The sequence below is a fragment of the Enterobacter sp. Ag1 genome (assembly GCA_000277545.1).
Lineage (GTDB): Bacteria > Pseudomonadota > Gammaproteobacteria > Enterobacterales > Enterobacteriaceae > Cedecea.
The window spans coordinates 318,149-331,591 of record AKXM01000004.1 but is presented as its reverse complement, the minus strand read 5'-3'; the positions used below and the strand labels follow the sequence as shown (position 1 = coordinate 331,591).

14 protein-coding genes are annotated in these 13,443 nt (G+C 56.5%); 5 read left to right on the top strand and 9 right to left on the bottom strand.

Annotation, left to right across the window (positions count from 1 at the left end; genetic code table 11):
• Positions 1-17 precede the first annotated feature (17 nt).
• Positions 18-713 (bottom strand): gamma-glutamylcyclotransferase, encoded by a 696-nt coding sequence (locus tag A936_RS02300; RefSeq protein WP_008454197.1) that lies wholly within the window; start codon positions 711-713, stop codon positions 18-20.
• A gap of 572 nt (positions 714-1,285) precedes the next feature.
• Between A936_RS02300 and chaA the strand changes: the two genes are divergently transcribed.
• Positions 1,286-2,389 (top strand): sodium-potassium/proton antiporter ChaA, encoded by a 1,104-nt coding sequence (gene chaA, locus A936_RS02295; protein WP_008454195.1) that lies wholly within the window; start codon positions 1,286-1,288, stop codon positions 2,387-2,389.
• Between the two features lie 161 nt (positions 2,390-2,550).
• Here chaA and kdsA read toward each other — a convergent pair whose 3' ends face one another.
• From kdsA to hemA, 6 genes are read right to left on the bottom strand one after another with little or no spacing between them, the layout of a single operon-like run.
• Positions 2,551-3,405: a 3-deoxy-8-phosphooctulonate synthase gene (kdsA, locus tag A936_RS02290; RefSeq protein WP_008454194.1), complete on the bottom strand. Its 855-nt coding sequence runs from the start codon at positions 3,403-3,405 to the stop codon at positions 2,551-2,553.
• Positions 3,406-3,429: 24 nt separating this feature from the next.
• Positions 3,430-4,239 carry an invasion regulator SirB1 gene (gene sirB1 / locus A936_RS02285; protein WP_008454192.1) on the bottom strand — a complete coding sequence of 270 codons (810 nt, stop codon included), beginning with the start codon at positions 4,237-4,239 and terminating at the stop codon, positions 3,430-3,432.
• A 2-nt stretch (positions 4,240-4,241) separates the two neighbouring features.
• Positions 4,242-4,631: a SirB2 family protein gene (locus tag A936_RS02280; RefSeq protein WP_008454190.1), complete on the bottom strand. Its 390-nt coding sequence runs from the start codon at positions 4,629-4,631 to the stop codon at positions 4,242-4,244.
• A gap of 20 nt (positions 4,632-4,651) precedes the next feature.
• Entirely contained in the window at positions 4,652-5,482 is an 831-nt protein-coding gene (prmC, locus tag A936_RS02275) for a peptide chain release factor N(5)-glutamine methyltransferase (RefSeq protein WP_008454188.1), read from the bottom strand.
• Positions 5,482-6,564 (bottom strand): peptide chain release factor 1, encoded by a 1,083-nt coding sequence (prfA, locus tag A936_RS02270; protein WP_008454187.1) that lies wholly within the window; start codon positions 6,562-6,564, stop codon positions 5,482-5,484. The genes prmC and prfA overlap by 1 nt, the downstream gene beginning before the upstream one ends.
• Before the next feature lie 36 nt (positions 6,565-6,600).
• A complete protein-coding gene (hemA, locus tag A936_RS02265; RefSeq protein WP_008454185.1) occupies positions 6,601-7,857 on the bottom strand; it encodes a glutamyl-tRNA reductase in 1,257 nt (418 codons plus the stop codon).
• Positions 7,858-8,059: 202 nt separating this feature from the next.
• Between hemA and lolB the strand changes: the two genes are divergently transcribed.
• The 4 genes from lolB to dauA all read left to right on the top strand — a co-directional run bounded on the left by lolB (position 8,060) and on the right by dauA (position 12,424).
• The gene (gene lolB / locus A936_RS02260) at positions 8,060-8,683 is read left to right on the top strand and encodes a lipoprotein insertase outer membrane protein LolB (protein WP_008454183.1); all 624 of its coding nucleotides are present in this window, start codon (positions 8,060-8,062) and stop codon (positions 8,681-8,683) included.
• Positions 8,684-8,685: 2 nt separating this feature from the next.
• Positions 8,686-9,552, top strand: coding sequence for a 4-(cytidine 5'-diphospho)-2-C-methyl-D-erythritol kinase (gene ispE / locus A936_RS02255; RefSeq protein ID WP_192810965.1), 867 nt, complete (start codon positions 8,686-8,688; stop codon positions 9,550-9,552).
• A 125-nt stretch (positions 9,553-9,677) separates the two neighbouring features.
• Positions 9,678-10,625: a ribose-phosphate diphosphokinase gene (prs, locus tag A936_RS02250; protein WP_008454180.1), complete on the top strand. Its 948-nt coding sequence runs from the start codon at positions 9,678-9,680 to the stop codon at positions 10,623-10,625.
• 116 nt (positions 10,626-10,741) lie between these two features.
• The gene (gene dauA, locus A936_RS02245; RefSeq protein ID WP_008454178.1) at positions 10,742-12,424 is read left to right on the top strand and encodes a C4-dicarboxylic acid transporter DauA; all 1,683 of its coding nucleotides are present in this window, start codon (positions 10,742-10,744) and stop codon (positions 12,422-12,424) included.
• A gap of 15 nt (positions 12,425-12,439) precedes the next feature.
• Here dauA and A936_RS02240 read toward each other — a convergent pair whose 3' ends face one another.
• Both A936_RS02240 and A936_RS02235 read right to left on the bottom strand, forming a co-directional pair.
• Complete coding sequence (locus tag A936_RS02240) at positions 12,440-12,652, bottom strand: tautomerase family protein (protein ID WP_008454175.1); 213 nt, start codon at positions 12,650-12,652, stop codon at positions 12,440-12,442.
• A 13-nt stretch (positions 12,653-12,665) separates the two neighbouring features.
• The gene (locus A936_RS02235; RefSeq protein ID WP_008454173.1) at positions 12,666-13,406 is read right to left on the bottom strand and encodes an SDR family NAD(P)-dependent oxidoreductase; all 741 of its coding nucleotides are present in this window, start codon (positions 13,404-13,406) and stop codon (positions 12,666-12,668) included.
• Between the last annotated feature and the right edge of the window lie 37 nt (positions 13,407-13,443).

The following is a 13,443-nucleotide window of genomic DNA, read 5'->3' as shown; positions in this document are numbered from 1 at the left end:
CGGTGGCCTTTTTCTTACTATGCAAAACCAGGCTGCAGCCCGCTGTTATCCTCATGCCCGCTCAGCCAGGCCCGCACCTGGTTTGCCAGTTCGGACATACAATCGTCCTTCATCCCGTGCTTTTTCATTTCCTGCTCGAGCGAAAAAAGATACTGAGCATTGGTGCCCAGCGGCCCGCTGGCAGAAGCGATCAGCGGCGCGATGGTTTCTGCCCGGGTATCCGCCTCATAAAGCGGGTGACGTGGGTCCATAATGAACACCAGCGCGTTGACCGTCCGCCCATCGTCCAGCTCGAGTTTGCACCAGGTTGGCAAATAGCAGCCGGTAATCATCTCCCGCTTCCAGACCAGCGTCAGCTCGTCTTCCAGGCCAGCCTCTGGCAACCGGTAAGCCAGCCCGGTCGTTCTGCCGCCCTCTTTAAGCGCGAGCATACGTCCAGGACGGCAGGCGGTTCCACGCCCCGCCGTCAACCGCAGGCAAAATGCACGATGCCAGCCCACCAGCATGCCGGGGGCTGACTCTTCAAATTCAAAAGCCGGGTTCCACATCAGTGAACCGTAACCAAAGAGCCATACCGGACTTTGGTCTGGGCGACAAGCGAGCGTGGCGGCAAGAGACGCCGAACGCTGCTCAGGGGACCACAGTAACGATTCCTCAATGGCACCAAAAGCCGTCTTACAATCCGCTTTCATTAAGAAATCACGCGTTAACACGATATACCTCCGCCACTGCTTGCTTCCGTGCGACTGCACACGCTGCGCCTTCCCGGCATTTATTGACAACTTTTGCCTACTAATAGAGCAATATATCAAGACCATAAGCAATTCACCGCGCGCTGGCAAGCATGATAGCGATCACAAAACAGATAAATTGTCATTTTTTCTTGCCAGACTGATGTGTGTTACCCTGTCGCCAATAAATTAGTCACACATAATGGAGGGTTAATTTTCATAACACTTCTTTTTGTAAACAATGCACTCGCCCGTTACTCTACCTCTAACATACTGATTTCGCGCCCAGGTTGTGATTTTCATGCCAATACCCGGGACTAACACCGTCAAAAACAGCGGTTATTTTACTGAATGCAATTCATATCAATATGTTTTATTTAAATTAAATAAAGAATATACGCCGTTTTGGTGCGCCAGACTTAAATTCAAATAAATGCCGTAAAAATAAGTAAATTTTTAACTAAAAGTAACGGTTTTTTGCTAGTTTATATGACTTCAAAAACCTGACTATAATGATCAAAACAGGTTATCGCCTGCAGAGATGGAGAAGTTGAATGACAAAAACACAACATGAGGCGGTAAAAACCCGCCACAAGGAGAGTTCTCTCATTTTCCCGGTACTGGCACTGGCGGTACTGGCGATGTGGGGGGCAAGCCAGTCCCTGCCGGTGGTTGTCGGCATCAATATTTTGGCGCTGGTCGCCATTCTGAGCAGTGCCTTTAGCGTTGTTCGCCACGCGGACGTGCTGGCGCACCGTCTGGGTGAACCCTACGGCTCACTGATTCTGAGCCTGTCGGTCGTTATTCTTGAAGTTAGCCTGATTTCCGCGCTGATGGCCACCGGCGATGCAGCCCCAACGCTGATGCGCGACACGCTCTATTCCATCATCATGATTGTGACCGGCGGCCTTGTGGGCTTCTCCCTGTTGATGGGCGGCCGCAAATTTGCCACGCAGTACATGAACCTGTTTGGTATTAAACAGTACCTGATCGCGCTCTTCCCGCTGGCGGTGATCGTGCTGGTGTTCCCGATGGCGCTTCCGGGCGGCAATTTCTCGCTGGGTCAGTCCCTGCTTGTAGCGCTGATCTCTGCCGCCATGTACGGCGTGTTCCTGCTGATTCAGACGAAAACGCACCAGAGCCTGTTTGTTTACGAGCACGAAGATGAAGGCGACAGCGACGACCCGCACCACGGCAAGCCATCCGCGCACAGCTCCGCGTGGCACACGGCCTGGCTTATCGTCCACCTGATTGCAGTGATTGCCGTGACCAAGATGAACGCCAACCCGCTGGAGCATCTTCTGGACGCGATGGATGCCCCAGCCCAGTTTACCGGCTTCCTGGTCGCCTTGTTGATTCTGTCTCCGGAAGGGTTGGGCGCGTTAAAAGCGGTGCTGAGCAACCAGGTGCAGCGCGCCATGAACCTGTTCTTTGGTTCCGTGCTCGCCACCATTTCTCTTACCGTACCGACGGTGACGCTGATTGCCTGGTTCACCGGCAACGACCTGGTTTTCGCCCTCGGCATGCCGCAGATGGTGGTGATGATGGCGGCGCTGGTCCTGTGCCAGATTTCGTTCTCCACCGGACGTACCAACGTGCTTAACGGCACCGCACACCTGGCGCTGTTTGCCGCCTACCTGATGACAATCTTTGCCTAAGTAAACAGCAAGACCGCCTGTAAAGGCGGTCTTTAATATTAGCTCCCCCCTTCCACGGGGAGAGAGCATCAGGCCACTGCGGACTTATTTCGCTGTCTCCCTCAAGAGAGGGTTCCAAATATAAAAAAACCCGCCGAAGCGGGTTTTCTTTTTTGCAGCAATTACTTGCTGGTGTCCAGCGGCTCGAAGTTCTTCACCAGATCGTCAATCGCTTTAATCTGGGTCAGGAAAGCTTCCAGCTTCGCCAGCGGCAGCGCAGATGGGCCATCGCAGCGGGCGTTATCCGGGTCCGGGTGCGCTTCAATAAACAGACCCGCCAGACCAGTAGCCATCCCGGCGCGAGCCAGTTCAGTCACCTGCGCACGACGACCGCTTGACGCCGCACCAAACGGGTCACGGCATTGCAGCGCGTGGGTGACATCGAAAATCACCGGCGCGCCGTTAGAGACCTGCTTCATCACGCTGAAGCCCAGCATGTCGACAACCAGGTTGTCGTAGCCGAATTGCGTGCCGCGATCGCACAGGATGATTTTGTCGTTGCCGCCTTCGGCGAATTTATCCACGATGTTGCCCATCTGACCTGGGCTGACGAACTGCGGCTTCTTCACGTTGATGACGGCGCCGGTTTTGGCCATCGCTTCAACCAGGTCGGTCTGGCGAGCCAGGAAAGCTGGCAGTTGAATCACATCAACCACGTCAGCCACAGGCTGTGCCTGGTGAGCTTCATGCACGTCGGTAATGATTTTCACGCCGAAGGTCTGCTTCAGCTCCTGGAAAATCTTCATGCCCTCTTCCAGGCCCGGGCCACGGTAGGAGTGAATGGATGAACGGTTAGCTTTATCAAAAGAGGCTTTGAACACGTACGGGATACCCAGTTTTTGGGTCACGGTCACGTAGTGTTCGCAGATGCGCATCGCCAGGTCGCGGGACTCCAGCACGTTCATGCCGCCAAACAGCACAAACGGCAGGTCGTTTGCGACGTTGATATCGCCAATGTTAACCACTTTTTGTTTCATATGTTCGCCTTATCAGGTGTGAACTTAATGCAGGGTAATCTGCTTGTGCGCAATCGAATTGATTTGCGCCTTAATCATTTCGCTAATTGGATCTTCCGGACACTGCTCAACAAAATAGCTCAAGTCGTTGAGCGCCACGTGCTCGCAGTCCAGCTGCGCATAAATCAGGCCGCGGTCGCGAATTTCGTACGGATCTTCCGGATTAAACTGCAGCAGTACTTCGCTGGCGCGCAGCGCCATCTCCATCTGCCGCTCCTCCATCAGCGCGGACTTGAGCGTATCCAGCAGCTTGCGGATCACCTCCGCGTTGTCGGACTCGTCAAGATCTTCATCGAACAGCTCCGCCGTCGGGTTAATATTGCCCTTGATCCACACTTCCAGCGTGTGCTCATCCAGCGTATCGCCGTTAAACGGATTGATAAGCCACATTTCGCCGTCCATCCAGTCGGCACGCAGAATAAGCTGCGTCGGGAAAATCACCGGCATCAGCGGAATATCAAGCTGCTCGGCAAGCCACAGCAAAATTGCCCCAAGGGAAACCGCGCTCCCCTGACGACTTTTTAAAACGTTGTCCAGCCACAGGGCGTCGGACAGGCGATACACGCCGCCTGAGTCCTTAAAGCCCCATTCGCCGTAAAAGAGTTCCAGCAGTTTTTCCAGCTGCAGGTCGGGATGTGTCCCCAGGCAAATCTCTTCTTTTGCCAGCTTCACCAGTTCCCCGAGCTGTGCTTTCACTTCTGCGGTCGGGAAATCATCCCGAATCAGCTGCGAGACCAAAATCATGCCCTCGCAGAGCGGTGCCTGATTAAATTCGAAATCGGCTAACGACTTCATACTTACCCCAATATCGGTATTTTAGTGGTGGCGAGTTTTATGATGATGTAAAGCACCACCAGCCCCAGCAGAAAAGCAAACCAACGAACCTGCTGGCTGCGCGGACGTTTTCCCAGCGCGATAAAACCTAAAGCGATATAGATAATAACGCCAAACAGCTTTTCAGTCAGCCACGTTCCCTGCGGCGTAAAAGGATAGAAATGCGTAACCATAACCAGCGCAAAACCGCTGATCAATAACAGCGTATCATTAACGTGCGGTACGATGCGCACCCAGCGCTTGCCGGACATCACAGACCCGCGATATTGCCACCAGTAGCGTAAAACAAACAGGCTGATTGAAATAACGACGGTGAAAATATGCAGATATTTAAGTGAAAAATAAGTCGCCAAAATGTCTGTTCCTTAATAAGTCAAAGATAGCGTCCTGACGTCAGGCGATCGTTATCGCCATAATCTTTGTAGGTTGCAACCTCGGTAAAACCGGCATCCCGCAGCAAACGCTGCACGCTTTCGCCCTGCGTCCAGCCGTGCTCCAGCACCAGCCAGCCGCCGGGTTCAAGAAAACGGCGTGAATCGTTAACCAGGGTTTCTAAATCGGCCAGACCATGATTCTCCGCTACCAGCGCGCTTTTCGGTTCAAAGCGAACGTCACCTTCACTGAGGTGCGGATCGGCTTCGTCGATATACGGTGGATTACTGACAATCAGCGCAAAGCGCTGGGCATCAAGGGCGTTAAACCAGTGGCTTTGCAACACCCTGACGTTGTTTATGCCCAGGTTTTCTGCGTTCGTTTTCGCCAGCGCCACGGCTTCCGGCACCACGTCCAGCGCGGTGACGTCGCAGTCAGGACGTTCGCTGGCCAGCGCCAGAGCGATAGCGCCCGTCCCGGTGCCAAGATCTAACATTGCGCACGGGGTTTTCGGCAGCTTAGTTAACGCATGTTCGACGAGGCATTCGGTATCAGGGCGAGGAATCAGCGTCACCGGAGAAACGCGCAGCTGCAGCGACCAGAACTCACGTTCGCCCACAAGGTGTGCAATCGGTTCACCGCGCTCCCGGCGAGCCAGAAGCCCATCAAGCTCGGCTTGCTGGGCTGGCGTCAGCGAGGTTTCACCAAAAGCGAGGATAAACGTGCGGGATTTGCCGGTGACAAACCCCAATAAAATCTCCGCATCTCGTTTTGGGCTTTCGCTTTGCGCCAGGCGCTGAACGGCCTGGCGAAGCCATGACTGAAACTCCATTAATCCTGCTCGGACAGCGCCGCGAGCTGATCGGCCTGGAACTCCTGCACAATCGGCTCGATCAGGGCGTCGATTTTCCCTTCCATCACTTCATCCAGACGGTAAAGCGTCAGGTTAATGCGGTGATCGGTCACGCGCCCCTGCGGGAAGTTGTAGGTACGGTTGCGGTCAGAGCGGTCGCCGGAGCCGAGCAGGTTACGGCGAGTGGAAGCCTCTTCCTGCTGACGTTTGGCGACTTCGGCGGCGCGAATTCGCGCCCCCAGCACGGAAAGCGCTTTGGCTTTGTTTTTATGCTGGGAACGTTCGTCCTGGCACTCCACCACAATGCCGGTCGGCAAGTGAGTAATACGGATTGCGGAGTCGGTGGTGTTAACGTGCTGCCCGCCCGCCCCAGAGGAACGGAAGGTATCGATGCGCAGGTCCGCCGGGTTAATGTCCGGCAGTTCCGCCTCTGGAATTTCCGGCATCACCGCCACGGTACAGGCGGAAGTATGAATACGCCCCTGGGATTCCGTGGCCGGAACACGCTGCACGCGGTGGCCGCCGGATTCAAATTTCAGGCGGCCATAGACGCCCTCGCCGCTGATTTTTGCGATCACTTCTTTGAAGCCGCCGTGCTCGCCTTCGTTGGCGCTGATGATTTCAATCCGCCAGCGGCGGGCTTCGGCATAGCGGCTGTACATGCGGAACAGATCGCCGGCAAACAGCGCAGCTTCGTCCCCGCCGGTGCCGGCACGAACTTCGACAAACGCATTGCGCTCATCGTCGGGATCTTTTGGCAGCAGCAGAACCTGAAGCTGCTGCTCCAGCTCTTCGCTGCTGGCTTTGGCTTCGGCCAGCTCTTCCTGCGCCATTTCGCGCATTTCCGGATCGCCGAGCATACTTTCTGCGGTCTCAATGTCTTCCTGTACCTGACGCCATTGCAGGAAACAGCGCGATACATCGCTTAACTGGGCATATTCACGAGACAGGGCGCGGAAACGGTCCTGATCGGCAATGGTCGAGGCATCGCCTAGCAGGGCCTGAACTTCTTCATGGCGCTCCTGCAAGGCTTCCAGTTTGGCAACAATAGAAGGCTTCATGGGCGGTGGTTCACCTTGTAATAAGAGTTGTGTGTGCTAATCCAGCCCGAGGCTGTTACGCAGGATTTGCAGGCGTTCGTCGTCCCCGTCACGGGCAGCCTGCGTGAGCGATTTGGTTGGGGCATGAATCAGGCGATTGGTCAGTTTCCAGGCCAGATCCTGCAGTACGGATTCCGCGTCGCCGCCCTGTTGTAGGGCAGCCAGCGCTTTGGCAGCCAGGTCGTCTCTCACCTGCTCTGCCTGACTACGGTATTCACGAATGGTCTCGGAGGCGCTTTGCGCGCGCAGCCAGGCCATAAATTCACTGCATTCCTGCGCCACGATAGTTTCAGCCTCAACCGCCGCCGCTTTGCGCTGCGCAAGGTTGCTCTGAATAATGGCCTGCAGGTCGTCCACGCTGTAAAGGTAGGCGTTCGCCAGCTTACCGACTTCGGGTTCGACGTCACGCGGTACGGCGATGTCTACCAGCAGCATCGGCTGGTTACGACGGGCTTTAAGCGCGCGTTCCATCATCCCCTTGCCGATGATAGGCAGCGGGCTGGCGGTAGAACTGATGATGATATCGGCATCCGCCAGACGTTCGTCAATTTCACTCAGGCTAATCACTTCCGCGCCGACCTCATCGGCCAGCACCTGAGCGCGTTCTCGGGTACGGTTGGCGATAATCATCTTCTCAACTTTATGCTCGCGCAGATGGCGGGCAACCAGTTCGATAGTCTCCCCGGCACCGACCAGCAGGACCGTTACCGAGGAGAGCGATTCAAAGATTTGCCGTGCCAGGGTGCAGGCGGCAAACGCGACGGAAACGGCGCTGGCGCCAATGTCGGTTTCGGTGCGCACGCGCTTGGCAACGGAGAAGGACTTCTGGAACATGCGCTCCAGCTCGCTGGAAAGCGAATGGCCTTTTTGGGAGTCGGCAAAGGCTTTTTTTACCTGCCCGAGGATCTGCGGTTCGCCCAGCACCAGTGAATCCAGGCCACTGGCCACGCGCATCAGATGGCTGACGGCGTCGTTATCGTGGTGCCAGTAAAGGCTTTTACGCACTTCCTCTTCGTTGAGGTTGTGGTAATCACACAGCCAGCGCACCAGCCCTTCGTGCAGGTTTTCCTGTTGCTCAACGCTCAGATATAACTCGGTTCTGTTGCAGGTCGACAGCACCACTCCGCCCTGAACCATAGGCTGTTCCAGCAAACTGCCCAACGCCTGGTCGAGCGTGTCTGGCGAAAACGTTACACGTTCTCGCAGCGATACCGGCGCGGTTTTGTGGTTAATTCCTAACGCTAACAGGGTCATGGAGCGGTCTGAGTAATACCGATGTTGATAAGGATTTCTGGTCGCATCATACAGGATGAGCCGAATCAATAAAAGAGAGCTTCCCCTTGTGGAGTAAGTGGATGATTTATGATTTAAGACAACATGACCGTAGACGCCCTGCCGCCCGCCCGCTAGCATGAACGGTTGACCACAAAAATGAATTTAAGGATTTGCTGCCGCCATGTTGATGCCAAAAGCCCGCCTGATGCGCCTTCTGCCCCTTGCCAGCCTCGTGCTGGCCGCCTGTTCAGTCACCCAACCGAGCGGCCCGGGCAAAAGTCCTGACTCGCCGCAGTGGTTAGAACACCAGCAACAAGTGCAAAAAATCACCCAATATCAGACGCGTGGCGCTTTTGCTTATCTCTCCGATAGCCAAAAGGTATATGCCCGCTTTAACTGGCAGCAAACTGCCCCGGACCGTTACCGCCTGCTGCTGACCAACCCGCTCGGCAGCACCGAGCTTGAGCTTAATGCTCAGCCGGATCGGGTTCAGTTAACCGACCGCGACGGCAAGCGCTACACCGCCACAGATGCGGAAGAGATGATCGGCAAGCTGACCGGGATGCCTATTCCGCTGAACAGCCTGCGCCAGTGGATGCTCGGCCTGCCGGGCGACTCCACGGACTACAAGCTGGACGACCAGTACCGCCTGCGCGAAGTAAACTACACCCAGGGCGGCAAAACCTGGAAAGTGGTATACAGTGATTACGACAGCAAAACCCAACCTTCTCTGCCGTCCAACATGGAATTGCGCGAAGGCGACCAGCGTATCAAGCTGAAAATGGACAGCTGGACGGTGAAATAATGATTTCCCGCTGGCCTGCCCCTGCAAAACTGAACCTGTTTCTGTACATCACCGGCCGCCGTGCCGACGGTTATCACAACCTGCAGACGCTGTTTCAGTTTCTTGATTATGGCGATACGCTCACCATCGAACCGCGTCCCGACGGCGTCATTCGGCTGGTAACGCCGATTGACGGCGTGCCTGATGAAGAAAACCTGATTGTGCGCGCCGCCCGTATGCTGATGGAATTCGCGGCAGAAAAAGGCACCCTGCCCGCGGGCGCAGGCGCCGATCTCGGCGTTGAGAAGCAGCTTCCGATGGGCGGAGGACTGGGCGGCGGCTCCTCCAACGCGGCTACCGTACTGGTGGCACTGAACAAGCTCTGGAAAACCGACTGCAGCGAAGACGAACTGGCTGCGCTGGGCATTCGCCTTGGTGCCGACGTGCCGGTATTTGTCAGGGGCCACGCCGCCTTTGCTGAAGGCGTCGGTGAAATCCTGACGCCGGTCGAACCTGAAGAAAAATGGTACCTGGTTGCTCATCCGGGCGTCAGTATTCCAACGCCGATCATTTTTGGCGATCCTGACCTCCCGCGCGAAACCCCGGTCAGGTCAATTACGACGTTGCTAAAATGTGAATTTGTCAACGATTGTGAGGTTATCGCAAGAAAACGTTTTCGCGAGGTTGATGCCGCGCTTTCCTGGCTGTTAGAATACGCGCCGTCGCGCCTGACCGGCACCGGCGCTTGTGTGTTTGCTGAATTTAACACCGAGCACGCCGCCCGGCAGGTGCTTGAGCAAGCCCCGGAATGGCTGCATGGGTTTGTTGCGCGAGGCGTTAATAGATCTCCGCTGCATCAGGCCATATCCGGGCAAGCTGGGCATTGGTGACAACGTCACCTCGTTTCAGACGTTGCATCGTGCTCTTTAATACACCGCCTGGATGGGGGCTACCCCGCCCGCACATTATGCGGTAGCAACCATCCGCCACTGGACGCATGCCTGAGGTTCTTCTCGTGCCTGATATGAAGCTTTTTGCTGGTAACGCCACCCCGGAACTAGCACAACGTATTGCCAACCGCCTGTACACCTCCCTTGGTGACGCCGCCGTCGGTCGCTTTAGCGACGGTGAAGTAAGCGTACAAATCAACGAAAATGTACGCGGTGGTGATATTTTCATCATCCAGTCCACCTGTGCCCCAACGAACGACAACCTGATGGAATTGGTTGTTATGGTTGATGCCCTGCGCCGCGCTTCTGCAGGTCGTATCACCGCTGTTATCCCTTACTTTGGCTACGCTCGTCAGGACCGCCGTGTGCGCTCCGCTCGTGTACCCATCACTGCGAAAGTCGTTGCTGACTTCCTCTCAAGCGTAGGGGTTGACCGTGTTCTCACCGTGGACCTGCACGCTGAACAAATCCAGGGCTTCTTTGACGTCCCGGTAGACAACGTCTTCGGTAGCCCAATTCTGCTGGAAGATATGCTGCAAATCGGCCTGGAAAACCCAATCGTGGTTTCCCCGGACATCGGCGGCGTGGTACGTGCCCGTGCTATCGCTAAGCTGCTGAACGACACCGATATGGCTATCATCGACAAGCGCCGTCCGCGCGCTAACGTTTCCCAGGTTATGCATATCATCGGTGACGTGTCCGGCCGTGATTGCGTACTGGTTGACGACATGATTGATACCGGCGGCACCCTGTGTAAAGCAGCTGAAGCGCTGAAAGAACGCGGCGCTAAACGCGTATTCGCCTATGCCACTCACCCTATCTTCTCCGGTAACGCGGTGCACAACCTGCGCAACTCGGTGATCGACGAAGTGATTGTCTGCGATACCATCCCGCTGTCTGACGAAATCAAAGCCCTGCCAAACGTCCGTACCCTGACCCTGTCCGGTATGCTGGCAGAAGCCATTCGTCGTATCAGTAACGAAGAATCTATCTCTGCGATGTTCGAGCACTGATAGACGTTGCTTTTAAAACCCGCTGCGGCGGGTTTTTTCGTTTTTGAACTACTCTTTTTCAATGCCTCCTTCACCTGCCTGAACGACAGATGATGCGCTCACGGATGGAATCACAAGTGAAAACCGTATCTTCTTCTCACGTAATGCCATTCCGCGCCCTGATTGATGCCTGCTGGCGCGAAAAGTACACCCTGTCCCGCTTTAGCCGGGACGCCATCGCCGGTGTGACCGTCGGGATCATCGCTATTCCTCTGGCTATGGCGCTGGCCATCGGCAGCGGCGTTGCGCCGCAGTACGGTTTGTATACTGCCGCCGTGGCCGGGATTGTCATCGCCCTTAGCGGCGGCTCGCGCTTCAGCGTCTCCGGCCCGACAGCGGCTTTCGTGGTGATCCTCTACCCCGTCGCGCAACAATTCGGGCTTGCTGGCCTGCTGGTTGCCACGCTGATGTCCGGGATATTCCTGATCCTGTTTGGGCTGGCACGCTTTGGGCGGCTTATCGAATACATTCCGCTGTCGGTGACGTTGGGCTTTACCTCCGGGATAGGCATCACCATTGCGACAATGCAGGTGAAAGACTTTTTCGGCCTGACGCTGGAGCACGTGCCGGAACACTACCTGAATAAAGTGGCCGCGCTGGCAATGGCGCTGCCCACGCTGAATATGGGCGACGCTGCGATCGGCATCGTGACGCTGGCGGTGCTGATTCTCTGGCCGCGCCTGGGGCTTCGCCTGCCGGGGCATCTGCCTGCGCTGCTGGCGGGCTGCGCTGTGATGGCGATGGTGACTTTGCTTGGCGGTGAAGTTGCGACGATTGGCTCCCGGTTCCACTACGTGCTTGCCGACGGCACCCAGGGCAACGGCATTCCCCAACTGCTGCCTCAGCTAACGCTCCCGTGGGCGATGCCAAATTCGGACTTTACGCTTAGCTGGGACTCACTCAGCGCCCTGCTACCTGCGGCGTTCTCTATGGCCATGCTGGGTGCCATCGAATCCCTGCTTTGTGCAGTGGTGCTGGACGGCATGACCGGCACCAAACATAACGCCAATAGCGAGCTGGTCGGCCAGGGGCTGGGAAATATTATTGCCCCGTTCTTCGGCGGAATTACCGCCACCGCGGCCATTGCTCGCTCAGCCGCCAACGTGCGTGCCGGGGCAACTTCGCCTGTGGCCGCCATTATTCACTCGCTGCTGGTGATCCTGGCCCTGCTGGCGCTCGCCCCTCTGCTTTCCTGGCTGCCTCTCTCGGCGATGGCGGCCCTGCTGCTGATGGTGGCGTGGAACATGAGCGAGGCGCATAAAGTCGTCAACCTGATGCGCCGGGCGCCGAAAGACGACATCATCGTGATGCTGATCTGCATGTCGCTGACCGTGCTGTTTGACATGGTGATTGCCATCAGCGTCGGCATTGTGCTGGCGTCGCTGCTTTTCATGCGACGCGTGGCTCGAATGACCCGCCTCGCCCCGCTTAGCAATGTGAATGTGCCTGAGGATGTGCTGGCGCTGCGCGTCACGGGGCCGCTGTTCTTTGCCGCTGCCGAAGGATTGTTCATTCAGCTGGCCCAGCAGGTGCCGGGGCATCGGGTGGTTATTCTGCAATGGGATGCGGTTCCGGTGCTGGACGCAGGGGGTCTGGATGCCTTCCAGCGCTTTGTAGAGAAAATGCCGGAAGGCTGCGAACTACGGGTGACGAACCTTGAATTCCAGCCGCTGCGCACGATCGCGCGGGCTGGCGTGAAACCGATTCCCGGCCGCCTTGCGTTCTTCCCGGACGTTCAGGCCGCACTGGCCGCCAATTAGCGGCCAGGTTCACTCCTACTCCTGCCCGGCTTCGCGTCGCCGCCGGGCGCTCACGCTTTCACGATTCACGCCCCAGTTGTCGGTTTCAACCTCGTCGATAACCACAAAGGTGTCGGCGGGCTTTTTGTTTAATACCTGCTCCAGCAGGTCGGTGACGCCCTCAATCAGCGCCAGCTTTTGCTCTGCACTGACCCCTTCCCGGGTGACGCGAATATTAACGTATGGCATAGCGGCTCTCCTGTTACCAAACCCCGGCGGTGCTGCCGCCGTCCACGGCCATGACCGTGCCGCTGACGAACTGTGAATCCGTCAGATACAGCACGGCGTTTACCACATCCTGCACGGTGCCTGTCTTCCCGCTCGGCGACAACGTGCTGAGAAAACCTATTGAGCCTGAATAGTCCGCGTGCAGTGGCGTTTCGATAATGCCAGGCGCAACGGCGTTAACCCGCACATTATCCGCCGCCAGCTCTAAAGCCAGCGCCCTGGTCGCCTGATTCAGACCGCCCTTCACCATCACCGGCAACAAGGCAGGCACCTTGACGTTAGGCTGCATGGCCACGCTCGCCGTGATGTTCACAATGTGCCCCGACTTGTTTTTGCTCATATGGCTGGCGGCCAGCTGGGATGGGAACAGAAACCCTTTCAGGTTGGTGTTAATCAACGCGTCGATATCCTGCTCGCTGTAGTCGCTCGCCGGTTTCGGGATAAAGATCCCGGCGTTATTGATCAGAATATCCACGCGGCCAAAAGCGGCGATAGCCTGCTTAAACAGTGATTCTGCAGTGGTCTTCAGTGCAATATCTCCGGCCACCAGCAGGAAATTCGCCGGGTTACCGAGGCTTGCCGCCGCCGTTTCTAAGCGCTTCAGCGTTCGGCCATTGCCGACAACATTGTAGCCGCGAGCCAGGTAAGCCTGCGCGATAGCCAGGCCGATGCCGCTTGAGGCGCCGGTCACAATAACGGTTGGGGTTGAGTTCATGATTTGCTCCTGTGGGTGAATGTGGAGCTCACTATAC